The 21,600-nt window shown below is 69.9% G+C and carries 17 protein-coding genes; 1 reads left to right on the top strand and 16 read right to left on the bottom strand.

The window, feature by feature from the left end:
* Positions 1-15 precede the first annotated feature (15 nt).
* The 13 genes from AB0N66_RS19565 to AB0N66_RS19505 form a co-directional block, all read right to left on the bottom strand.
* On the bottom strand, positions 16-1,362 hold the full coding sequence (locus AB0N66_RS19565; protein WP_365436213.1) for a VWA domain-containing protein: 1,347 nt from the start codon (positions 1,360-1,362) through the stop codon (positions 16-18).
* Between the two features lie 103 nt (positions 1,363-1,465).
* On the bottom strand, positions 1,466-2,818 hold the full coding sequence (locus AB0N66_RS19560; RefSeq protein WP_365436210.1) for a PP2C family serine/threonine-protein phosphatase: 1,353 nt from the start codon (positions 2,816-2,818) through the stop codon (positions 1,466-1,468).
* Entirely contained in the window at positions 2,819-5,308 is a 2,490-nt protein-coding gene (locus AB0N66_RS19555) for a tetratricopeptide repeat protein (protein ID WP_365436796.1), read from the bottom strand.
* 71 nt (positions 5,309-5,379) lie between these two features.
* Positions 5,380-6,705, bottom strand: coding sequence for a hypothetical protein (locus tag AB0N66_RS19550; protein WP_365436207.1), 1,326 nt, complete (start codon positions 6,703-6,705; stop codon positions 5,380-5,382).
* 81 nt (positions 6,706-6,786) lie between these two features.
* The gene (locus AB0N66_RS19545) at positions 6,787-7,806 is read right to left on the bottom strand and encodes a glutamate ABC transporter substrate-binding protein (RefSeq protein WP_365436204.1); all 1,020 of its coding nucleotides are present in this window, start codon (positions 7,804-7,806) and stop codon (positions 6,787-6,789) included.
* Between the two features lie 29 nt (positions 7,807-7,835).
* Complete coding sequence (locus AB0N66_RS19540; protein ID WP_365436201.1) at positions 7,836-9,266, bottom strand: hypothetical protein; 1,431 nt, start codon at positions 9,264-9,266, stop codon at positions 7,836-7,838.
* A 467-nt stretch (positions 9,267-9,733) separates the two neighbouring features.
* Positions 9,734-10,747, bottom strand: a complete 1,014-nt coding sequence (locus tag AB0N66_RS19535; protein WP_365436198.1) for a BadF/BadG/BcrA/BcrD ATPase family protein — start codon at positions 10,745-10,747, stop codon at positions 9,734-9,736.
* Entirely contained in the window at positions 10,744-12,009 is a 1,266-nt protein-coding gene (locus tag AB0N66_RS19530) for a 6-phospho-beta-glucosidase (RefSeq protein ID WP_365436195.1), read from the bottom strand. Before AB0N66_RS19530 ends, AB0N66_RS19535 begins: the two co-directional genes overlap by 4 nt.
* A gap of 5 nt (positions 12,010-12,014) precedes the next feature.
* The gene (locus AB0N66_RS19525; RefSeq protein WP_365436192.1) at positions 12,015-12,911 is read right to left on the bottom strand and encodes a carbohydrate ABC transporter permease; all 897 of its coding nucleotides are present in this window, start codon (positions 12,909-12,911) and stop codon (positions 12,015-12,017) included.
* Positions 12,912-12,915: 4 nt separating this feature from the next.
* The gene (locus AB0N66_RS19520) at positions 12,916-13,860 is read right to left on the bottom strand and encodes a sugar ABC transporter permease (protein WP_365436189.1); all 945 of its coding nucleotides are present in this window, start codon (positions 13,858-13,860) and stop codon (positions 12,916-12,918) included.
* A 7-nt stretch (positions 13,861-13,867) separates the two neighbouring features.
* On the bottom strand, positions 13,868-15,205 hold the full coding sequence (locus tag AB0N66_RS19515; protein ID WP_365436186.1) for an ABC transporter substrate-binding protein: 1,338 nt from the start codon (positions 15,203-15,205) through the stop codon (positions 13,868-13,870).
* Between the two features lie 75 nt (positions 15,206-15,280).
* Positions 15,281-16,492 carry an ROK family transcriptional regulator gene (locus AB0N66_RS19510; protein WP_365436183.1) on the bottom strand — a complete coding sequence of 404 codons (1,212 nt, stop codon included), beginning with the start codon at positions 16,490-16,492 and terminating at the stop codon, positions 15,281-15,283.
* 252 nt (positions 16,493-16,744) lie between these two features.
* Positions 16,745-17,833, bottom strand: a complete 1,089-nt coding sequence (locus tag AB0N66_RS19505) for a mechanosensitive ion channel family protein (RefSeq protein WP_365436180.1) — start codon at positions 17,831-17,833, stop codon at positions 16,745-16,747.
* Between the two features lie 272 nt (positions 17,834-18,105).
* On the opposite strand from AB0N66_RS19505, the gene AB0N66_RS19500 reads away from it, so the two are divergent.
* A complete protein-coding gene (locus AB0N66_RS19500) occupies positions 18,106-18,642 on the top strand; it encodes an HNH endonuclease (protein ID WP_365436177.1) in 537 nt (178 codons plus the stop codon).
* Between the two features lie 189 nt (positions 18,643-18,831).
* Here the strand turns inward: AB0N66_RS19500 and AB0N66_RS19495 are convergent, their stop codons facing one another.
* From AB0N66_RS19495 to AB0N66_RS19485, 3 genes are read right to left on the bottom strand one after another with little or no spacing between them, the layout of a single operon-like run.
* Complete coding sequence (locus AB0N66_RS19495; RefSeq protein WP_365436174.1) at positions 18,832-20,190, bottom strand: FtsX-like permease family protein; 1,359 nt, start codon at positions 20,188-20,190, stop codon at positions 18,832-18,834.
* On the bottom strand, positions 20,187-20,906 hold the full coding sequence (locus AB0N66_RS19490) for an ABC transporter ATP-binding protein (protein ID WP_365436172.1): 720 nt from the start codon (positions 20,904-20,906) through the stop codon (positions 20,187-20,189). The genes AB0N66_RS19495 and AB0N66_RS19490 overlap by 4 nt, the downstream gene beginning before the upstream one ends.
* Positions 20,903-21,436, bottom strand: a complete 534-nt coding sequence (locus tag AB0N66_RS19485) for a PadR family transcriptional regulator (RefSeq protein ID WP_365436169.1) — start codon at positions 21,434-21,436, stop codon at positions 20,903-20,905. The genes AB0N66_RS19490 and AB0N66_RS19485 overlap by 4 nt, the downstream gene beginning before the upstream one ends.
* Positions 21,437-21,600: the final 164 nt, after the last annotated feature.

Raw genomic sequence — 21,600 nt, 5'->3', positions numbered from 1 at the left:
GAGAGCCGGGCTCGCTTACTTCTTTACACGAACAGTCTTTGTGGACCGTGTCTCAAGGGTCATTTCGTCTGCTTCCTCGACCCTTGCCTTCAATCGCACAGTACCTGCAGCGGCATCGACCACGTCCACCACCTTCGCAAGCAGTTTCGCAGTATCGGCGTTGCCCGAAGCGCTCGCGAGCTGAACGGCACGTCCCAGCTTGGCCGTTGCTCCGTCGACATCTCCCACTTTGCGTGCGTCCAGGCCTTGTTGGATGACTTGTGCCAGTTCCGCCTGACCTGTGTAGTGCGCGACCTGTGGATTGATAGACGTGGAAGCCGCCATGTCGTCGGTCCACACGGCTCGTACGAGCCCCTGCGCGCCGAGGTTCTGCACGCTTCCGTCGCTCTGCGGGATCACCAGCGAGACCCGGGCCGCCAGCATCTCCTGGCCGATGCCGGCCGAGGGGACCTCCACGCACACGTGGTAGTCGCGGGACTCGTCGCCCCAAGAACCGGTCGGGTAGTCACCGGCTCGCGGGCCCGCCTCGGTGCGGCGGCCGGTCAGCTCCTCGACCGTCGGAGCGACCTGCTTGACGAACTTGATCTGCGTGCCTACGGGTGTCCACAGCCGCAGTGCGACGTCCGCGACCTCCTTGCCCATGGCCGTCTCCATCATGTACGTGAAGTCGGCGGCGAGGGCGGCCGGGTCGGCGACGATGTCCGAGGTGCCGAGCAGCGCCGAGGCTATGCCGGTGACCTCCTTGACCTCCCAGTCGGTACCGACACCGCGCGCGTCACAGGTGAAACGCCCGGCGCAGGAGTCGAGGGCGGCTTTGAGGTCCTGTGGCGACTCGTGTTCGTTGCGGCCGTCGGTGAGCAGGATGCCGTGGCGGATCGAGACGTCCGCCGAGGACAGCAGGCGGTCGGCGAGGCGCAGCCAGGTGCCGATCGCCGTACCGCCGCCGGCGGTCAGCTTGCGCAGCGCCTGCTTGGCCTGCTCGCGGGTCGCCGCGTCGGCGACCGCGAGCCGGCCGCCGCCCGGATAGACCTCCTTGGCGACGTGCGTGCCGCCGATCACCGCGAAGTGCACGCCGTCGCGCACGGTGTCGATCGCGGCGCCCGTCGCGTCCCGGGCATTGCGCATCTTGGTCGGCGGGTAGTCCATCGAGCCCGAACAGTCGACCATGATCGCCACGGCCGCGTCCGGGCCCTGCCCGGCGGTGTACAGGTGGGGCGCGGCGACCGCGCTTCCGATGGTGCCGCCGCCCGTCGAGCTCACCGTGACGATCGCGCTGACCTCGCGGGCGCCGTCGGGCAGGTATTCGTTCTGGTAGACGTCGACCGAGAACTGCGGCACGTTCGACTTCGAGAAATTGGCCATGCCTTCTTTGTCCCCCTCAAGGCCCCCGTAGTACGTACTACGGGGGTGATGACTGTGTTCGGACCGGTCCCCTCCGGTCCGAGGCCGCTCCCCGTTCGCGGCCTCAGGCCGATCCTGCCCCCTGCGCGGGGGCCGGGAACGGCAGGACCGCCACTGTTACGTTGTCGTGGCCCCCGCCGTCCAGGGCGTGGCCGACCAGGACCTGCGCGCTGTGCAGCGGACGCTCGGCGGCGTCGAGGGGTACGACCTCGGACAGGTGCTCGGCCGCCTCCGCGTAGTTCCACAGCCCGTCGGTGCACACCACCACTACACCTGGCCGGTCCGGCTTGAAGGAAGCGGTGTGCGGCTCCAGTTCGTACGCGTCCGCGCCGAGCCAGCCCGTGATGGCGTGGGCGCGCTCGTCGGCGTACGCCTCCGCCTCGTTCATCAGGCCCGCGGCGACCATCTGCGCGGCCCACGAGTCGTCCTCGGTGAGCCGGGCCGGGGGCGAGGCGCGGTCGACGGGGACCCAGTAGGCGCGGCTGTCGCCGACCCAGCCGATGATCAGCAGGGTGGGGGTGACGATGGCGCCGACGAGGGTGCAGGCGGGCGCGTTCACGTGCGGGGCGTGCTCGTCGTGCGAAGCGGGCGTGTCCGCGAGGGAGTTGACGGCCTCCGAGGCGGCGATGATCGCCTCGTGCATGGCCTGCTGCGGGTGCGTACCGAGCGGCAGGGCTGCCAGAAGCGCTTCGTTGGCCGCCCGGGACGCGGCGAGCGAGGCCTCGTCGGGGCGGGTCGCCGAGGAGACGCCGTCGCAGACGATCGCCACGACGGCGGGCGAGCCGTCGGGCAGCGCGGTCGAGGAGATCGCGAAGGCGTCCTCGTTGCGGTGGTGGCGCAGGCCCCGGTCACTGACCGCGGAGACCGCGCTCAACTCCTGCTCCATGTGGTCGCGTTCGCGTGGCTGTGCGTGTCCGCAGTTCTCGCAGTAGCCGTCGCTGTCGACACTGCCCGAGCGGCAGGCGACGCACAGCCTGGTGCCGCCCGCGGGGGGTGTCGCGAGGTCGGCGGTGCGCGGGTCGGCGAGGGGTACGGAGGGGGATTCGGCCGGCGGAGCCAAGGGGTACTCGTCAGGCTCCCGTGGCCTGTCGAACCGTACGCCCGCGGACTCGCCTGTCGGGTGCGGGAGTTCGGAGCCGCCGGAGTCGGTCCCCTGGATGTCCGCCGCCCGGTGCACCGGCGCCGGTGTGTTGGAGCTGTCCACCTCCGGCGCGATGGGCCAGTCCACGGACGGGACGGCCGAAGGAGGGTGTGGCGAGGTGCCGTTCATGGTGATCGTCGGCTCGTCCTGCGGCGGTGTGGGCACCGCTGACAGGTCGTACCCGCACGCACCGCAGAAGCGGTCACCCGTTTCCAGCGGCTCCTCGCAACTGGGGCACCGCGAAAGGGCCGTCGGCTGGGGCATCTGGGACATCAATCACACCCACGTCCGGGGGCGGTAACGGTTTGCACGTTCCACCAGATCGATCCTCTCCTCGCCGCCCTGAGCGAGGCGGGCCAGCGTGCGGTACGAGCGCTCCAGACCGAAGCGGAGGCCGCGCTCGTCCAGCTCGCTGCCGAGCAGCGCACGTCCGCCGCCGGAGGCCGGAGCGGACACCTGGCTACCGGAGAGTACCCAGTCCAGGGCGCAGCCCAGTACTTCTGTGGACAACTGCTCGCGTCGCACCGCGTCGAGACCGTATCCGTCCAGCGCCTCGACCTGCCCCGCGGCCGCCGTCAGGTCGTCGAGGATCGGCGCTGCGGGCGCCTCCTCGGCGAGTCGCTGCCGCAGCCGTGCCCGTACGGCCGCGACCCGTGCCGCCGTGTAGTGGATCGACGACTCCGGTACGGATTCCAGTGTGTGTACGGCGCCACGGCGGTCGCCCGAGGCGAGCTGCACGCGGGCCAGGCCGAACGCCGAACTCACATAGCTGGGGTCGGTCGTCCACACCAGGCGGTAGTACTCGGCCGCGTTGTCCAGCTGCCCGAGCACCTCCGCGCACACGCCGAGGGCCAGCTTGGGCGCCGGCTCGCCGGGGAACGCGTCGTAGATCGCGTCGAAGGACAGCGCCGCGGTCTCCTGCTCGCCGTTCGCGAGCGCCGCGACACCCCGGTACCAGACCACCCGCCAGTCGTCCGGGTGGTCCGCCTCCAGGGCCTCGAGTGCCGTGGCGGCGGCGGTCAGTTCGCCCATTTCCAGGCGGGCCCGCAGCTCGCGCAGGCGCAGCTCCAGGGAGCCGGTGGGCGCCGCGTGCAGTGCGGTGATCAGCTCCGCGGGCGCTGAGGCCATCAGTCCGGCGAGGAAACCGGCGTTGGGGTCCCCCGGGTCGACCCGGGGGACGGGCAGCGCGAGTGCGGTGGCGGCGGCCGGGACGGGCTTGACCAGATTGCCGGAGGTGGCAAGGGCCGTGGCGGCACCCGAAGTGATGGCGAGGCCGACGCCGTTGGCGGCGGGCAGCGCTCGCTGCCGGCGCCCCACCGGCACGACCCGCGCTCCAAGACGCGACACGTCACCGTCCAGCTTTCCGAACAACTCCGTGTCCGTGACCTTGAGCTCGGGCCCGAACAAGGTGGAGAGCGAGGGACGGGCGCGGCCGGTCTGGACGGAGACGACCTCGCGCAGCACGCCGGTCAGCTGTTCGGCCATCTCCTGCGCGGAGGCGAACCGGCGGGCCGGGTCGGGGTCGGTGGCCCGCACCAGGAGCCGGTAGAACGACTCGTACTGGCGGAAGACCTCGATGTTGTCCGGGTCGGGCAGGGAGTCCACGAACACGTTCGTGTAGCCCTGGAAGTCGAAGGTCATCACGGCCAGCGTGCGGGCCACCGTGTAAAGGTCGGAGGCGACCGACGGGCCGACCTCGGCCACCTCCGGCGCCTGGTAGCCCACCGTGCCGTAGATGGCCGACTCGTCGTCGTCCATCCTGCGCACCGCGCCCATGTCGATCAGCTTGAGCTGGTCCTCGGTCTGGATCGCGTTGTCGACCTTGAAGTCGCAGTACAGCAGGTTGCGGCTGTGCAGATGGCCGAGCGCCTCAAGCGCCTCGATGCCGTACGCGCACGCCTGCTCCACCGGCAGCGGGTCCCGCTTCCCGGCCGCCGTACGACGGTCGTTGGCGATCTCCTTCAGCGACTTGCCGCCGACGTACTCCATGACGATGTAGCCGTCGAGCGAGCCGGTGCGCTGGTCGAGGTGTTCGACGAAGTTGTAGATCCGCACGATGTTGGCGTGCTCGATCTCCGCGAGGAAGCGGCGCTCGGAGATCGCGGCCGCCATCGCGTCCTGGTCGCCCGTGTCGAGCAGGCCCTTGAGGACCACCCAGCGGTCGGACACCGCACGGTCGACGGCCAGATACACCCAGCCGAGCCCGCCGTGCGCCAGACAGCCCACGACCTCGTACTGGCCGTGCACGATGTCGCCCGTGCTCAGCTTCGGCACGAACGAGTACGGGTTGCCGCACTTGGTGCAGAAGCCCTCCGTTCGCCCGGCCACCTCACCGCGCGAACGCCCCACCGGCGCACCGCAGTCGGAGCGCGAGCAGAACCGCTTGCGCTCGGGCACCTCCGGGTTGTCCTGGACCATTCCGCGCGGGTCGGGCCGCGGCACGCCCGGTACCTCGACCAGGCCGACTCCGAGCCGGCCGCGCCCGGTGGAACCGGCGGCCGAACCGGAGCTGCGGACCGACACCGAGCGGCTCGCCGAGGTGCCGGACAGCGAGCGCGAGAGGCGCCCGGAGACCGAGCGCCGCGACTGCGAGGAGCGCGACGACGTACGCGAACTCGCCCGTGAACTGCGGCTGTTGGAACTGGCCGAGCCCCGCGAGCTCCTGCCGCCCGCCGTGATCCCGGTCGGCGGCGAACCCACCATGCCGCCCGCGGACACGACCGGCGCCAGACCGCAGGTGTCGCAGTACAGCTCACCGCCGCCCATGTCCTCGTACGACCCCGAGCAACCGGGCCGCTGGCACTTCTGCCGCTCACCCACAGGCTCAGACTGCTGACTCACGATTCCCCCCTCCGGTCCTGCGGCCCGTTGCCCGGCTCGGGCACCCGCGGGCTGAACAGGTCGGCCGCCGCGTGCTGGTAGCGCAGTACGGCGTCCTCAGCGACGCGCAGGTCGCAGGGCGCGCTCCACAGCATGCGGCGCGCCGCGTCGTAGCGCTCGATGAGGAACGGGTCCTCCGCGAGCCCGTGCCGGGCGACCTTCGCCTTGTAAGCGTCGAGGCGGCCGCGCAGCTCCGCGCGGACCGCCAGTGGCTGGGTGACCGCGGTCAACGACTCGCGGGCGCGCAGCAGTTCGTCCTCCGCCTTCTCCTCCAGCGCCTCCAGGAGCGGCGAGAGACGGTGCCACTGGGCGTGCCTGCGGTACTCCGCGGCCGTCTGCAACTGCTCCTGGAGCACGGTCGGCGGGCCGCTGACCGCGGGCACCTCGGACGCGGCGATCTTCGCGAGCACCTCACCGCGGGCGCTTCTGGCCTCGGCGAGGGTGCGGTCCGCGCGGCTGAGTACGTCCCGCAGCTTCACCAGGCGCGCCTCGGCGTCCTGCCGGACCGTGAGCACGGCGTCGATCTCCCGGCGCACGTCCTCCAGGGAGCGCGCCTCACGGTCGTACGTCGTCGTGTCCGGGCGTCCGCCGCCGGGCGCCGAACTCCCTTGCGTGGGAAGCCAGAAGGCCAGCGGGTCGGACACCACACGCTCGCGCAGCGTGGTGAGCGTTCGGGTGATCCGCTCCAGGTCGTCGCCCGAAGGGTGCTCACCGGGGCGTACGCCGACGGAGTGGGCGAGCCGGCGGGTGCGCTGGAGCTCCGCGGCCAGTAAATCGATCCGGGCGGGCAGCGCGGACCAGACCGCGTCCGAGGCGATGACCATGTCGAGCGAGGACGCGTACAGCTCGTTCATCCGCTCCACCAGCGCGACCAGCGAGAACCGCTCGCTGAGCTTGCCGGAGCCGGCGAGCGTCGGCGCGTTCGCCGTGGCCGTGGCGGAACCGGCGACCGTGATACTCGCGCCGCGCAGCAGCTCGGTCAGCTCCACCAGGTCCTCACGGCTGGACCAGCGTCTGCGGGAGCGGATCTCGCGGGCGGAACGCAACACGTCCGAGTAGGCGTCGAAATACGCCCACACCAAGGTGATCGACGCGTCGGCGGCCGACCAGCGTTCCTTGGTCGTACCGGTCAGCTCGGCGCCTTCGAGGAGTCTGCGGCCCGCGTGGTCCTGCAGGGCGAGGAGCGAGGACTCGATGGCCTCGTGCTCCGCGCCGAGCCGCGCCAGCGCACGGTCCACCTCGTCCCGGTCCATCACCGGCTCGGGGGGTCCCGTGACGCCCATCGATCACCTCTCGCTTTCGGTCGGTTCGGCTACTTGTACCGCTACCCGTACTGCCGTTGCTGCTGTACCGCTACTTGACCGCTACTTGTATTTCGGGGCGGGCGGATCCGAGGACGGGGAGTCCGCCCCGAGCGTCGGGGAGAGCCATTTGTCGTACGCCGTCCGCCAGCCGCTCTGGCGGTAGTTCGCCAGGACCTGGTTGACCCGGCGTACCAGATCGTCGGAGCCCTTCTTCATCGCCACGCCGTAGTACTCGGTGGTGAAGGCCTTGCCCTTGAGCTCGACCGTGGGGTCCTGCGCGGCCTGGCTCGCGGCCAGCGCGCCGTCCGTCACCACGGCGTCGACCTCGCCGAGCTGGAGCCTTACCAGGCAGTCGAGTTGGTTGGGAACCGTCGTCGAGATGTCGGCGGTGGAGACGAGCTTGCCCGCCTTCTTGTCGGCGTCCAGCTTCTCGTACGCCGTGGAGCCCGTCGCCGTGCAGATCTTCTGGTTCGCCAGCGACTTGTCGTACCCCGTGATGGTCGAGTCGATGGGGGCCAGGACCTGCTGGCCGGTTTCGAAGTAGGGCGCGGAGAAGGCGACATCCTCAAGCCGGGAGCAGGTGATCGTCATGGTGCGGACCACCATGTCGACCTCGCCGCTCTGGATGGCGGGGATGCGCTGGTTGGTGGGAATGGCGCGGAACTGCACGGCGGCCGGATCGCCCAGAATGTCACCGGCGATCGCGTGCACGAGGTCGATGTCGAAGCCTTCGAGGTCGCTGCCGCTCTCCGTGTTGTTCGGGTCGCGGTAGCCCCAGCGGAAGCTGTTCTGGTCGACTCCGACGATCAACCGCGGGTCCTTGCGGTTCTTGATGGCCTCGATCGTCGCGCCGCTCACGCCGGACGGCGTCAGGCTCTGGTCCTGCGGATCGGTGCACTCGTCGGCCTTCATCTGCTTGCCCTGGCCCACGCCTTGGCCGCCGATGCCGGTGCTGCCGTCACCGCGCGCGCTGCTCAGCGGCAACAACAGGGCGAACACCGCGGTGAGTGCGCAGGCGACGGCCATCGCACCCACGCCGCCCCAGCCCTTCAGGCTTGCCTTCAGACGTCGTGCGCTCATTGCCGCTGCCCCTCTCACCGCTCCTCCTCTCACCGGTACTCCGAAAGCCTGCGTCCGATGCCCAGCACCGCGCCCGCCGCGGCCAGCACCGCGAGGATCGCCGCACCCATCGGCAGACCGGTCATCGCGTCCAGGCCGTTGCCCGCCGACTGCTTGAACTCGTTCTCCTCGTGCGCCAGTGCCAGCTTCAGATTCGTGTCGACGCCGTCGAAGCACTCGCCCGTCGGCTTGTCGCTCTTGGAACCGATCACCTTGTCCAGCGCCGCCTGGTAGTTGCCGTTGTCGTCGGCCTCGCGGGCGTCCAGGTGGCGGAGCTTCCATTCCTTCATATTGCTGGTCGCCGCCGCTACGGGCTGCTCGCCCGTCTTGTCGTCCGCGAGGGCGGAGGCGGCGGCCAGCTTCTTGGTGAGGTCGTCCATCTCCTGCTGGAAGTCGTAGTCGAAGGCGTCCACGACCGTGCCGTCCTTCAACTCCTTGGTCTCCGCGCCCCGGCTGACCAGCGTCAGGTTCTCGTTGCCCCGCGCGTTCAGCGAGGCGAGCCGGGCGTCGTTCAGCACGTTCAGGGAGCGGACGCCGTGGTCGTAGGACTCGTTGAGTCCCGCCCGGGCCACGCTGTGCCCGACGACGAGCCAGAGCAGTACGACCGCGGAGGCGGCGGTGGCGGCGGCCATGCCCTGGTTCAACACCCGGTTCGTACGCCGGTAGTTGCGCCGTTGGGCCCAGGCGAGCCCGCCGAGCGCGAGCAGGCCGAGGCTGATCGCGGCCCACGGGTAGGGCGTGGCGTCGGCGTAGTCGGCCTCCAGGCGCTGGTTCTCCTTGGTGTAGAGATCCTTGGCCGCCGGGAGCATCTCGTCCTGCATCGTCGCGTTCGCGTACCGGAGGTAGGCGCCGCCCAGCGGGAAGCCCTGCCGGTTGTTGGCGCGGGCCCGCTCGATCAGGCCCTTGTACTCCGGCAGCAGTTTGTTGAGCTTGGCGATGGTGTCGGCCGAGGGGGAGCCCGGCTCCGAGTTCGACGCGGCCGTGACCAGCTTCTCAGCGGCCGTCTGGATGTCCGCCTCGTACCGGGTGCGGGACGCCTCGGTCTCCTGGCCACCCGCCAGGAAGCCGCTGGACGCCGCGGTGTTGGCGTCCGCGAGCGAGCGGTAGATGTCCGCCGCGCTGGCGCTCAGCGGCTGGCTGCTGTTCAGCACGTCGTCCGCGGCGGCCGAACGGTCCGTCATCTGCCAGGCGGTGACCGCGCCGAACGCGACGACCAGCAGGGCGAGTACGGCGCCGATGATCCGTAGACGGCCCGGTTCCGTCGTCGCCGCGGAGCGCAGGGCGTCCACGCCTTCCGCCCAGGCCGTGCGGCGTGGGGGAGCGGGTGGGGGCGTGTGCGCGGGCGTGTAGGGGGCGTTGGGCGTCGTGGGGCCGGCCGGCTGTGGTGCCGGAGGGCCGGATTGCGGTGGTAGGACCGGCATCGTGGGTGCGGCCGGGCGTGCCGGTGGGACCGGTGGCCCGGGTTGTCTCGGTGGCCCCGGTGGTGCTGCGCTGCCGTTCGGCGGGTGTGTCACTTGACCTCCCCCATGGTCATCCGTCGGGCACCTCTGTCCTGTGTGCGAGGAGCACGGACGAGGTGCACGGCCGCAAGTATCGTCGCAGGGACTGTCATCCGCACAGATCTTGACTCGATCTTGTTCGGATCACAGCGCAGCGCGAAGCTCCCCGCAACGCCCCCCTTCCCCTGAACACGCGCGCGGTATGTGTTCGGTTCCCGTTCGGGGTGGGTGGGGGCGAGGATGAGTTTTTTCGCCCCCTCCGCCCCTGCCCATTCCCGTCACTTGGGGGCTCCGCCCCCAAACCCCCGCTCCTCAAACGCCGGAGGGGCTAACCCCCGCGGAGCTCTCAGGAACGGGACGGGCAGGGGCGGCGGGGGCGAAGAAACCCCTCAGGCTCCCTCGTAGAACGCCCGCACGCGTGTGTGTGCCTCGGCCGGGGCCTGTACATGGTCCAGGCCCAGGAGGGCCGCGCCGAGGACCGGGCGGACCGTGACCACCTGGGGGACCGCCTTGGGGGCGCGGTCGGCCAGCAGGTCCCTTATGCGGGTGTCGAGTTGGGGGTGGCGGGCGGCGAGGATGCTGCCGCCGAGGAGGACCGGGGTGGGTTCCTCCAGGAGGGACAGGCGGGTCAGGGCGACCGTGGCCATGGCGACCACCTCTTCCGCGAGGCGGTCGATGATGGAGCGGGCGACCGGGTCGCCGTCGACCGCCGTGGCGAACAGGACCGGCGTCAGCTCATGGCGCCGCTCGTCCCCGAGATGTCCCAGATGGAGCGCCTCGATGAGGGCGTACATGGAGGGAAGCCCGAAGTGTGCGGGGAGGGTACGCGCGAGCGCGGTGGGACCGCCACGTCCGTCCTCGGCACGCGCCGCGTGCCACAGGGCCTCCTCGGCGAGCCCCCCACCACCGCCCCAGTCCCCGGAGATACGCCCGATCGCGGGGAAGCGGGCGGTGAGCCCGTCGGGCCGCATGCCGACGCAGTTGATACCCGCCCCGCACACCACCGCGACCCCGCGCGGCTCGGCGATCCCGGCCCGCAGGATCGCGAAGGTGTCGTTGCGCACCTCCACACTCGCCCCCCACGCGCGCGCGTGCAGCGCGGCCGCCAACCGCTCCTCCTCGACGGGGAGATCGGCGTTGGCGAGGCAGGCGGAGACATGGGCGACCGAGGTGACGCCCGCCTCGGCGAAGGCCCGGCCGACGGTCTCGGCCAGCGAGTTCACCGCCGTCTCCACGCCGACGACCGGCGGCCGGAAACCCCCGCCGCGGGCCGTCCCGGCCACCCGTCCGTCCGCGGCCAGCACGGCGGCGTCGGTCTTGCTGTTCCCCGCGTCGATGGCCAGGACCAGGGCCGCGGAGTCGGACCCGGCGGCCGTCCCGGCGCCGGATCCTGATGAGGTCATGCCCACGCGAGGTGCTCCCGGTTGTGCGCGATCAGTTGGTCGGTGAGGGCGTCGGCGTACGCGTGCTGGCCGATGAGGGGGTGGGCGAGGAGGGCGCGGAACACACGATCCCGGCCGCCGCGCAGGGCCGCTTCCAGGGCCAGGTCCTCGTACGCCGTGACGTTCGCCATCAGGCCCGCGTAGAGCGGGTCCACGGGCGGCACCGGCAGCGGTGTCGCTCCCTGGTGGCCGACCGCGGCCTGCACCTCGATCACGGCGTCGTCCGGCAGGAAGGGGAGCGTTCCGTTGTTGTACGTGTTCACCACCTGGTAGGGGCTGCCGCCGTCGCCCAGCAGCCCGGCCGCGAGGTCCACGGCGGCCTCCGAGTAGTAGGCGCCGCCGCGCTTGGCTAGCAGCTCCGGCTTCTCGTCCAGTGTCGGGTCGCCGTACATCTTCAGCAACTGCCGTTCCATCTCGGCCACTTCGGACGCCCGCGAGGGACTTTTCCGCAGTTCTCGTACGACCTCGTCGTGCGCGTAGTAGTAGCGCAGGTAGTACGACGGGACGACGCCGAGGCGGTCGACGACGGTGCGTGGCAGGTGCAGGTCGTCGGCGATGGTGTCGCCGTGTTCGGCGAGGAGCTTGGGGAGGACGTTTTCTCCCTCGGGGCCGCCCAGGCGCACACCGGTTTCCCAGCTGAGGTGGTTGAGCCCCACATGGTCCAGGTGCACCTCGGCGGGTGTGACCCCGAGCAGTGCGGCGAACTTCCGCTGGAAGCCGATCGCCACATTGCACAGTCCCACGGTCTTGTGGCCGGCCTGGAGCAGGGCACGGGTCACGATCCCGACCGGGTTCGTGAAGTCGATGATCCAGGCGTCCGGGTTCGTGCGGCGGACGCGTTCGGCGATGTCGAGGACCACGGGCACGGTGCGCAGCGCCTTGGCGAGGCCGCCCGCGCCCGTCGTCTCCTGCCCGACGCAGCCGCACTCCAGCGGCCAGGTCTCGTCCTCGTTGCGTGCCGCCTGCCCGCCGACGCGCAGTTGCAGCAGTACGGCGTCGGCGCCCTCGACACCCGCGTCCAGGTCGGCGGTCGTGACGATCTTGCCGGGGTGCCCCTGCCGCGCGAAGATCCGCCGGGCCAACCCGCCCACCAGCTCCAGGCGTTCCGCTGCCGGGTCGACGAGCACCAGCTCCTCGATGGGCAGGGTGTCCCTCAACCGGGCGAAGCCGTCGATGAGTTCGGGGGTGTAGGTCGACCCTCCCCCGACCACGGTGAGTTTCATACGTGTCAACCCTTCACTCCGGTGAGCGTGACACCCTCGACGAACGCCTTCTGCGCGAAGAAGAACACGAGGATCACGGGGGCCATGACCAGCACGGTCGCGGCCATGGTGAGGTTCCAGTCGGTGTGGTGCGCGCCCTTGAACGACTCCAGACCATAGGAAAGCGTCCAGGCGCCGGGGTTCTCCGAGGCGTAGATCTGGGGCCCGAAGTAGTCGTTCCACGCATAGAAGAACTGGAAGAGGGCGACCGCGGCAATACCCGGTTTGGCCATCGGTATGACGACCTTAAGGAGCACCCGCAGGTCTCCGCAGCCGTCGACCTTCGCCGCGTCCAGGTACTCGTTCGGGATCGTCATCAGGAACTGGCGCATCAGGAAGATCGAGAACGCGTCTCCGAACGCCATCGGGATGATCAGCGGCCACAGGGTGCCGGAGAGGTCCAGCTGCTTCGCCCAGAACAGATACATCGGGATGATGACGACCTGCGGCGGCAGCATCATCATCGAGATGACCAGCATCAGCGACAGATTCCGGCCACGGAAGCGGAACTTGGCGAGCGCGTAGGCGACCGGGATCGAGGAGACCACCGTCAGGACGGTGCCGGCACCGGCGTACAGAAGTGTGTTCTTCCACCAGGTCAGGAAACCCGGGGTGTCGAAGACCTTCTTGTAGTTGCCCCATTCCCAGGTGTGCGGGATCAGATCGCGGCTGAGTGCCTGGGTGTCGCTCATCAGCGAGGTCAGGAAGACGAACACGAAGGGGAGGACGAAGAAGAGGGCGACCGCGACGCCGAGGGCGTGCACGGCGACCCACTCCAACAGGGCCCGGCGGCGGGCGGTGCGCTCGGCGGGCGAGACGGGAGCCTTCAACTCTGCTGGTTTGTCGAGTACTTGAGTGGTCATGGTGTCATTCACCTGCCTGGATGAGACCGCCCCGGCGCCGCATCAGGAACGCGGTGAACACCATGGACAGGGCGAACAGCACCAGCGCGACCACACAGGCGGAGCCGTAGTCGAAGCGCTGGAAGCCGAGGTTGTAGACGAGTTGGGGGAGGGTGAGCGTCGACTTGTCGGGATAGCCGGGCACGAACTGCGTTCCGGCGCCCTGGATGACGCCCGAGGCGACCTTCCCGGCGATCAGCGGCTGTGTGTAGTACTGCATGGTCTGGATCACGCCGGTGACCACCGCGAACATCACGATCGGCGAGATGTTCGGCAGCGTCACGTACCGGAACCGCTGCCATGCCGACGTGCCGTCCAACTCGGCCGCCTCGTACTGCTCTTTGGGTACGTCGAGCAGTGCGGCCATGAAGATGACCATCAGGTCGCCGACGCCCCACAGGGCCAGCATGGTCAGGGCGGGCTTCGACCACGCCGGGTCGTTGAACCAGCCGGGCGCCGGGATCCCGATGTTCTCCAGGATCGAGTTGACCGGTCCCGTACCGGGGTTGAGGAGGAAGGCGAAGGCCATCGTGGCGGCGACGGGCGGGGCGAGGTAGGGCAGGTAGAAGAGGGTCCGGAAGACACCCGTGGCCGTCTTGATCTTCGTGATCAGCAGGCCGACGCCGAGCCCGAAGAGGACCCGAAGGCTGACCATGACGACGACCAGCCACAGGGTGTTTCTCAACGCGGGCCAGAACAGCGGGTAGTTCTGGAAGACGTAGACCCAGTTCTTCGTTCCGACCCACGTCGGCGGCTTGAAGCCGTCGTAGTGCATGAACGAGAAATAGACCGTCGAGAGCAGCGGATACGCGAAGAAGACCGCGAAACCGATCAGCCAGGGCGACATGAAGGCGGCCGTCTTCAGCGCCGCCCGGCGGCGCTTGGCGCGCAGTGTGTACGTGGCGCTCATGACGCTGCTACTTCGCCTGCGCGATGTCCGTGTCGATCTGCGCGGCGGCCTTCTTCAGGCCCGCCTTCAGATCGGATTCCTTGCCGCTCTCGTAGTCGTATCCGAACTCCTGGATCGTCACGAGATACGAACCGCCGTTGAGCGACGCGGGAGTTGTCGTCGAGTTCGGGTTCGCGGCGATGTCCAGGAAGGTCTTGAAACGCGGGTCGTACTTCAGGTCGGGCGACTTGAGGGCGGCGAGCGTCGAGGGCACGTTGTGGATGGCGTTGGCGAATCCGACCACGGCGGCGGTGTCGGTGGTCATGTACTTCACCAACTCCCAGGCCGCGTTCTGCTTCTTGCTGGTGGCGGCGATTCCCGCGATGGTGCCGGTGATGTAGCCCTTGCCGTACTGGTCCGCCTGGTCGTCGGGGACGGGCAGCGGCGCGACGCCGATCTCGAAGCCGGGCTTGGCCTCCTCGGCCATGCCGAGCCGCCACTCGCCGTCCAGCTGCATGGCGACCTGGCCGGTCTGGAAGGGATGCTTGGGGCCCCACTCGTCACCGAGCTTGGAGCGGTACTTCTCCAGCTTCTGATAGCCGCCGAGTTCGTCGACGAGCTTCTTCTGGAGCGTGAACCCGGCCTCGAAAGCAGGGTCCTTGGCGACGTTCGACTTGCCGGACGAGTCGAAGTACGTCGGCGAGAACTGCCCGAAGTAGTGCTCGGTCGTCGACTCCCAGCCGTGGTAGTTCGGCATGAAGCCGAGCTGGGAGTAGCTGTCGCCCTTGGAGATGGTCAACTTCTTGGCGTCGGCCTCGAATTCGGACCAGGTCTTCGGGGGACTGGTGATGCCCGCCTTCTCGAAGGCGGTCTTGTTGTAGTAGAGCCCGTACGCGTCACCGAGCAGCGGCACGGTGCAGCGATTGCCCTCGAACTGGGTGTACTCGTTCATGGCCTTCGGGAAGGTCTTCTCCGGGTCGATGCCCGCCTTCTCGAAGAAGGGGTTGAGATCGACGAAGGCGTCCGACGAGCAGAACTTGCCCACGTTGTTGGTGGTGAACGACGAGACGACATCGGGGGCCTTGTCCCCACCCGCGCGCAGCGCCTGGTTGACCTTGTCGTCCGTCATGTTGCCGACGATCTTCACGTGGATGTTGGGGTGCGCCTTCTCGAAGCCCGCGACCAGGGACTTCACGGCCGCGACCTCGGCCGGCGCGCTCCAGGCGTGCCAGAAGTTGATCGTCGTGTCCTTGGACGCGTCGTCGTTCGCGCCGGATTCGGTCTGGCCGGTACAGGCGGAGGTGAGGAGGGCTATGGAGGCGGTGGCGGCGAGCGCGACGGCCACCTGTCGGGACATTCCGGGCATGGCGGGGTCTCCCTAGGGCAGGGTGAAGGTGTTCGCGGAAGGGGTTTGTGGGTTCAGCGGAAGGGATCTACGGGTTCAGCGGGAGGTGTCGAACACCTCGTCGCGGGTGGCCGCCAGGGCGCTCTCCAACGCGCCGCGCAGCACTGGGTGTTCGTGTACGTCGCCGATCACGAGGCGCGGCCGGGACGCGGCCAGCTCCTCCAACTCGGCCTGGACCAGGGCGCGCAGCGGTTCGCCGCCCGCGGTGAGCGAGGTGCCGCTGAGCACGACGAGCTCGGGGTCGAGCACGGAGACGAGCGAGGCCAGACCGGTGGCGAGCCCGGTCGCGTACGTCTGAAGGAGCTGCCGGTAGGGGCCGGCGTCGTGGGAGGCGGCCTGCTGGACGAGGGCGGCGGCGACCTCGGCGTGCGGACCGCTGGGTACGGGCTGGATGTCCAGCTCGCGGGCCAGCTTGGGGATGGCCTGCGAACCGGCCAGTTCCTGGTAGCCACCGCTGTTGGCCTTGGTGACCTGTCGTACGAGCGGCGCCCCCGGCACCGGCAGGAACCCGACCTCGCCCGCGCCGCCGGTCCAGCCGCGGTGCAGCCGCCCGCCGAGCACGAGCGCGGCACCGAGTCCCTCTTCGTTCCACAGGAGTACGAAGTCCTCGTGTCCGCGCGCCGCACCGAGCCGCTGCTCGGCGATGGCGACGAGGTTGACGTCGTTCTCGTACTCGACGGGCATCGGCAGCGCGGCCGCCAGCTCGTCGAGGATGCCGGCGGAGTGCCAGCCGGGCAGGTGCGAGGCGTACCGCAGCCGCCCGGTGTTCGGGTCGAAGGCGCCGGGCGTCCCGATGACGAGCCGGCGGACGTCGTCCCTGGCGAGCCCCGCCGCCTTCACCGCACCGTCGAGGGCGTCGGTGACCTGGCGTACGACGGACTGGGCGGGGCGCCTGCCGGGCGTGGGCAGTTCGTACTCGCCCACCGTCCGCCCGGTCACGTCGGCGACGGCGGCGAGGATGCGCTCGGGAGTGACGTCCAGGCCCGCCGCGTAGGCCGCGCCCGGATTGACCACGTACAGCTGGGCGCTGGGGCCGGGGCGGCCCTCGATGGTCCCGGTGGCGAGCACGAGTCCGGCCGCCTCCAGACGCGCCAGGAGCTGGGAGGCGGTCGGCTTCGAGAGGCCGGTGAGCTTGCCGATCCTCGTCCGCGACAGCGGGCCGTGCGCGAGCAGCAGGTCCAGGGCGGCGCGGTCGTTCATGGCGCGCAGAACGCTCGGGGTGCCCGGCGTGCCGGCGGATCCTGCCATGTGTGCGCCACCTGCCTTGTCGCCGCTCACCTTCTCAGCGTGGCCGCCGGGAAGTCCACCGGAAGATCATTGTTAGGAATGTTTCCTATTGGTGGGAGGAAACTAAGCCGGAGCAGATGGGGGCGTCAATAGCGACCGCGGGTGGCAACGAAGTCGTTACCTGCGCGAAGAGCCCCACGCAGATCTGCGTGGGGCTTGCTTGGGGTGGCTGTGGCTACGGTTACGGCTGCGGCAGCCGGTCGCTCGCTCCGGTTACTTCGACACGTTCGGCGGCGCCAGCGGCGAAGCCGCCTGGGACTGCGGGGACGTGGCGGAAGCGTAGGCGGACGGGGCTGCCATGCCTGCTGTTGGGTCGTCGGGCTCGTCCTCCGGCTGGGCCGGGGGGCCGCCGACCATGCGGATGTCGGCGGCGTCGAAGGCGCGCTTGATGCGCCAGCGCAGCTCGCGTTCGACGCTCAGGGCCTTGCCGGGCATCGTCTTCGCCGAGACGCGGACGACCATCGAGTCGAGGAGGACGTTGTCGAGGCCGAGGACCTCGATCGGGCCCCAGAGGCGCTCGCTCCACGGCTCTTCCTTGCTCATGGCCTCGCCGACCTCGTTCAGGACGGCCTGGACGCGGTCCAGGTCCTCCGAGGGGCGGACCATGACGTCGACGCCGGCCGTGGCCCAGCCCTGGGAGAGGTTGCCGATGCGCTTGACCTCGCCGTTGCGGACGTACCAGATCTCGCCGTTGTCGCCGCGGAGCTTCGTCACGCGGAGGCCGACCTCGATGACCTCGCCGGAGGCGACGCCCGCGTCGATCGTGTCCCCGACGCCGTACTGGTCCTCCAGGATCATGAAGACGCCGGAGAGGAAGTCCGTGACGAGATTGCGGGCGCCGAAACCGATCGCCACGCCCGCGACACCCGCCGAGGCGAGCAGCGGCGCCAGGTTGATCTCGAACGTGCCGAGGACCATCAGCGAGGCCGTGCCCATGATCACGAAGGACGCGACCGAGCGGAGCACCGAGCCGATGGCCTGGGAGCGCTGGCGGCGGCGTTCGTTGTTCACCAGGAGGCCGCCGAGCGCGGTGCCGTCCACCGCCTGGGCGGTGGAGTTCATGTGCTCTATCAGCTTGCTGATCGCCCGCCGTACCGCCACTCTCAGCACGGCCGCGATCACCACGATCAGCAGGACCCGCAGTCCGATGCTGAGCCATGTCGACCAGTTCTGCTCGACCCAGCTCGCGGCGTTGGTCGCGCTTTCCTGGGCGTCCTGAAGTGTTGCTGCCGCTGGGTCCGTCGTCGACGGGGTGGGGGAGGGCGACGGCGTAACGGCGGCGAGTAGGACGTGCAAGGACACAGCAGGTACCTCCAGGCGTAGCTGTCCGCCCGCGGCAGGGACATATGAGGGGCACCGATCGGGCAGAACCACCACACTAACGGGGCATTGTGTGTCGATCGTTGCCATGTTCGGGGGAGAGGCCTTGCCCACCGGGGGATGGAGGGGGTGTGGTCGAAAACACTCCCAGCCCGTTACCGGCACATGGTGGCGCTTCCACCAGGCGTTCGGGGACACTGGCCACAGATCGTCCCGGCGCGAGCCACGCGCCGCCGGCGTAATAGGAGGCATCCGTGCCGCACGTCCTGGTCCTCAACGCGTCGTACGAGCCGCTCGGCGTCGTACCGCTCCGCCGCGCGCTCGTCCTCGTCCTGGAGAACAAGGCTGTCTCCCTCGAGGAATCCGGCGCCTTTATGCATAGCGCGACCGTTACTGTCCCCGCACCCAGCGTGGTCCGGCTGAAGAGGTTCGTACGGGTCCCTTATCGGGGGCCCGTTCCACTTACCCGTCGCGCGCTCTTCGCCCGCGACGGTGGCCGGTGCATGTACTGCGGTGGCGTCGCAACCAGCGTCGACCACGTCATCCCGCGCTCTCGCGGAGGTCAGCACGCCTGGGAGAACGTGGTGGCGTCCTGCCGCCGCTGCAACCACACCAAGGCCGACCGTCACCTGGTCGAGATCGGCTGGCGCCTGCGCCATAAACCCGCCCCGCCGACGGGGCTCGCTTGGCGCATCATCGGAACCGGACACAGGGACCCGCGTTGGCTGCCTTACCTGCAGCCGTACGGCGCGGAGGATGCGATGGCCCGGATCGACGGCATTTCCGCCTGAGATCCGGGCCTTCGTCTTGCCGTCGTACGGCACCCGTGGTGCGGCGCGTCTGTCTGTACGGCGTCACTGGCGCGGTACGTCATACGGCACCCTTTCGCCCCGTTCCGGCTCCCCAGGAGGACCCCTGTGCCTCCCGGGGAGCCGGTGGCCGTATCCGCACATGTCCGTATTCCAGAGATGTGCGAAATGTCACGTGTAGCGCAGTTCCGCCGGGTGTACCGAGCGGCGCAGCAGCGGCAGTGACGTGGCGGCGGCGAGCAGGCAGGCGGCGTACACGGCCACGGGGACCAGCAGGGGCAGCAGCGGCACCGGTCCGCCGTCGGCGGCGACCGCCGCGTACCAGGTGCTGATCACCATGCCCCCGGCGCCGGCCAGCGCTACCGCGGGGGCCAGTGGCAGGGCCGTCTCCAGAAGCAGCGCCCTGCCCAGTACGGCGTACGGCACCCCGGCGGCGGCCTGCGCGGCCAGCCCGCGGCGCCGGGTGGCCAGTGACTCGGCGGTGCCGACGGCGAGGCCGGAGAGGGTGATCGCGAGGGCGACGAGGATGGCGGCGCCGGTGAGGTCGACCCCGGTGGTGTAGAAGGACAGGTCCGCGCCCAGAGAGTCGGGATCACGTCCGTTCAGTTCGTCGAGCAGCACCTGCCGGATGCCGATGAAAGCGGTCCCCACGACGGTCACCAGCAGGACCGCCGCGTGGGTGCGGGCGGCCGCCCACGGGTCGTCGCGCAGGCGCTCGGCGGCGATGAGTGTCGCCGGGTTTCCCGTGCGGGCCGCGAGCAGCCGTCCGGTGCGGCGAGCGGCGGCGCCGCTGAGCCAGACGGCGCCCGTGCCGGTCGCGAGAATCACGCCGAAGACCCCCAGAGGGACCGAGTTGAAGGACGCGTTGGGCATGTCCACGTACAGGTTGACGAGGCCGACCGCGCCTGTTGCCAACACGAACAGCACTCCTATGAGGAACCCGGCCCCTGGCCCCCGCCCCGAGCGCGGCCGCACCCGGCGTACCCAGCCGAGCGGCGACGCCACCACGCGGCGCAGCGCGAGCACGCCGACCAGCGAGCCCAGCACCGGCGTACCCAGCGCGACCAGCGCGATCCCCGCCCAGGCCAGGGCGGTGGGGCTGCCCCACAGTCGCAGCAGGGACAGGATGGAGACGACCGTGGCGACCGCCGAGCCGACCAGGCAGGCCAGCCCCGTCTCCAGCGCGGCGATCCGCCGTACCTGCCGCGGAGTCGCTCCGGCGAGGCGCAGGGCGGCCAGGCGCCGGTCTCGGTGTACGGCACCGATCCGGGCGCACTGCCCGAGGAAGCCGAGCACCGGGACCAGCAGGAGGAGCAGCGTGAGGACCACACCGGAGCGCTCGCCGGGCTGGTCGAGCAGGCCGTTCCCGACGGGCACGTTGTACCGGCCCTGGAGCGAGGAGAGCGTGACAGCCGCCAACGCGAACCCCGTCGCGAGCAGGGCCCCGATCGCCGTGAGCGTCACACGCCACCACTCACGGCGATCGGACCCCCGCGTGAGCAGCCAGGCCAGCCGCAGTTCGGCCTTCATCGGGGCCCCTCCACCGAGTCGGACGCCTCGACCTCGGAGCCGACGGCCCCGTCGCCGACCACAACCCCGTCCCGCAGCGAGACCTCCCGGTCCGCGTACGCCGCCACCTGCGCGTCGTGCGTGATCAGCAGGACCGCCGTACCGGACTCGCGGGCCGTGTGGATCAGCGCGGTCATCACCTGCTCCCCGGCGAGGGAGTCCAGCGCGCCGGTCGGCTCGTCCGCGAAGACGACCTTCGGGCCGGTTACGAGGGCCCGCGCGAGCGACACCCGCTGGGCCTGCCCGCCGCTCATCTCTCCGGGCCGCAGAGCCTCCTGCCCGCGTACGCCGAACCGCTCCAGCCACTCGCCCGCCCGCTCCTGGGCCGCCGTACGCGCGGTACCCGCGAGCAGCAGCGGCAGCGCCACGTTGTCGAGGGCGGTCAGCTCGGGGATCAACTGCCCGAACTGGAACACCACCCCGAAGTCGGTACGCCGCAGCTCGCTGAGCCGTTTTTCGGGGAAGCGGTCGAGGCGCTCACCGCCGTAGTCCACCGTGCCCTCGTCCGGGCGGACGATGCCGGCCAGGCAGTGCAACAAGGTGGACTTGCCGCTGCCACTGGCACCGGTGACGGCCAGGATCTCGCCCGCGCGCAGGTCCACCGAGGCACCGCGCAGCGCCGGGGTGGAACCGTGCGACTTGAACAGGCTCCTGGCCGCCAGGAGTGGATTGCTCATGCTGCATCGACCTCCGCGGTCAAAGTGGTGAGCCGGGCTGCCGTCGTCGTCATCCAACGGAGGTCGGCGTCAAGGTGGTTGAGGGCGTAGTCGGCCGAGAGGACGGTCGCGAGATCGGAGCCCGGCGCGCTCTTCACCGCGGTGAGCTCGCGCATCCGCGCCATGTGTGCGGCGCGCTGTGCTCCCAGATAGCCGGCCGGGTCCGCCGAGGCGAGGATCGTGACGACGACCTTCGCGAAGATCTCGTTCGTCACGAAGGGCGCGGGAGGCGTGATCTCCTTTGCCCACTGCGCCAGTTCACGTGATCCGTCACCGGTGGAGCGGTACAGCGTCCGCTCCGGGCCGCCGTCCGAGCCGGTGCCGTCGACCTCGGCGAGACCGTCCCGGACCAGCCGCTGCAAGGTCGTGTAGACCTGCCCGTAGGCCAACGGGCGTGCCTGCGGGAAGCGTTCGTCGTGGCGTCGCTTGAGGTCGTACCCATGGCTTGGACCTCCGGCGAGCAGCCCCAACAGGATGTGGCGGGTACTCATGGCCCCCATTATGTACTCAGTATATGTAGCGAGTGAATAGCTGGAGAGCGGAGATTCCGGTGAGCTACGGCGCTGTGAGTGGCCGAGATGTCGCGTTTGCATCAATCTGGAGTGGTTTCTGGGGAACGGAACGTGACCACTACCACGTTGTTCGTCCGTGTACG

This window comes from Streptomyces sp. NPDC093544 (assembly GCF_040683495.1).
Lineage (GTDB): Bacteria > Actinomycetota > Actinomycetes > Streptomycetales > Streptomycetaceae > Streptomyces.
The sequence above is the reverse complement of the archived record's forward strand: the minus strand, read 5'-3'. Positions and strand labels throughout refer to the sequence as shown.

Excerpts from the sequence above, each read along its gene's own strand:
- AB0N66_RS19565 (WP_365436213.1), bottom strand. The coding sequence starts at position 1,362 with ATGGCCAATTTCTCGAAGTCGAACGTGCCGCAGTTCTCGGTCGACGTC.
- AB0N66_RS19555 (WP_365436796.1), bottom strand. The coding sequence starts at position 5,308 with ATGGGCGGCGGTGAGCTGTACTGCGACACCTGCGGTCTGGCGCCGGTC.
- AB0N66_RS19550 (WP_365436207.1), bottom strand. The coding sequence starts at position 6,705 with ATGGGCGTCACGGGACCCCCCGAGCCGGTGATGGACCGGGACGAGGTG.
- AB0N66_RS19545 (WP_365436204.1), bottom strand. The coding sequence starts at position 7,806 with ATGAGCGCACGACGTCTGAAGGCAAGCCTGAAGGGCTGGGGCGGCGTG.
- AB0N66_RS19540 (WP_365436201.1), bottom strand. The coding sequence starts at position 9,266 with ATGCCGGTCCTACCACCGCAATCCGGCCCTCCGGCACCACAGCCGGCC.
- AB0N66_RS19535 (WP_365436198.1), bottom strand. The coding sequence starts at position 10,747 with ATGACCTCATCAGGATCCGGCGCCGGGACGGCCGCCGGGTCCGACTCC.
- AB0N66_RS19530 (WP_365436195.1), bottom strand. The coding sequence starts at position 12,009 with ATGAAACTCACCGTGGTCGGGGGAGGGTCGACCTACACCCCCGAACTC.
- AB0N66_RS19525 (WP_365436192.1), bottom strand. The coding sequence starts at position 12,911 with ATGACCACTCAAGTACTCGACAAACCAGCAGAGTTGAAGGCTCCCGTC.
- AB0N66_RS19520 (WP_365436189.1), bottom strand. The coding sequence starts at position 13,860 with ATGAGCGCCACGTACACACTGCGCGCCAAGCGCCGCCGGGCGGCGCTG.
- AB0N66_RS19515 (WP_365436186.1), bottom strand. The coding sequence starts at position 15,205 with ATGCCCGGAATGTCCCGACAGGTGGCCGTCGCGCTCGCCGCCACCGCC.
- AB0N66_RS19510 (WP_365436183.1), bottom strand. The coding sequence starts at position 16,492 with ATGGCAGGATCCGCCGGCACGCCGGGCACCCCGAGCGTTCTGCGCGCC.
- AB0N66_RS19495 (WP_365436174.1), bottom strand. The coding sequence starts at position 20,190 with ATGAAGGCCGAACTGCGGCTGGCCTGGCTGCTCACGCGGGGGTCCGAT.
- AB0N66_RS19490 (WP_365436172.1), bottom strand. The coding sequence starts at position 20,906 with ATGAGCAATCCACTCCTGGCGGCCAGGAGCCTGTTCAAGTCGCACGGT.
- AB0N66_RS19485 (WP_365436169.1), bottom strand. The coding sequence starts at position 21,436 with ATGAGTACCCGCCACATCCTGTTGGGGCTGCTCGCCGGAGGTCCAAGC.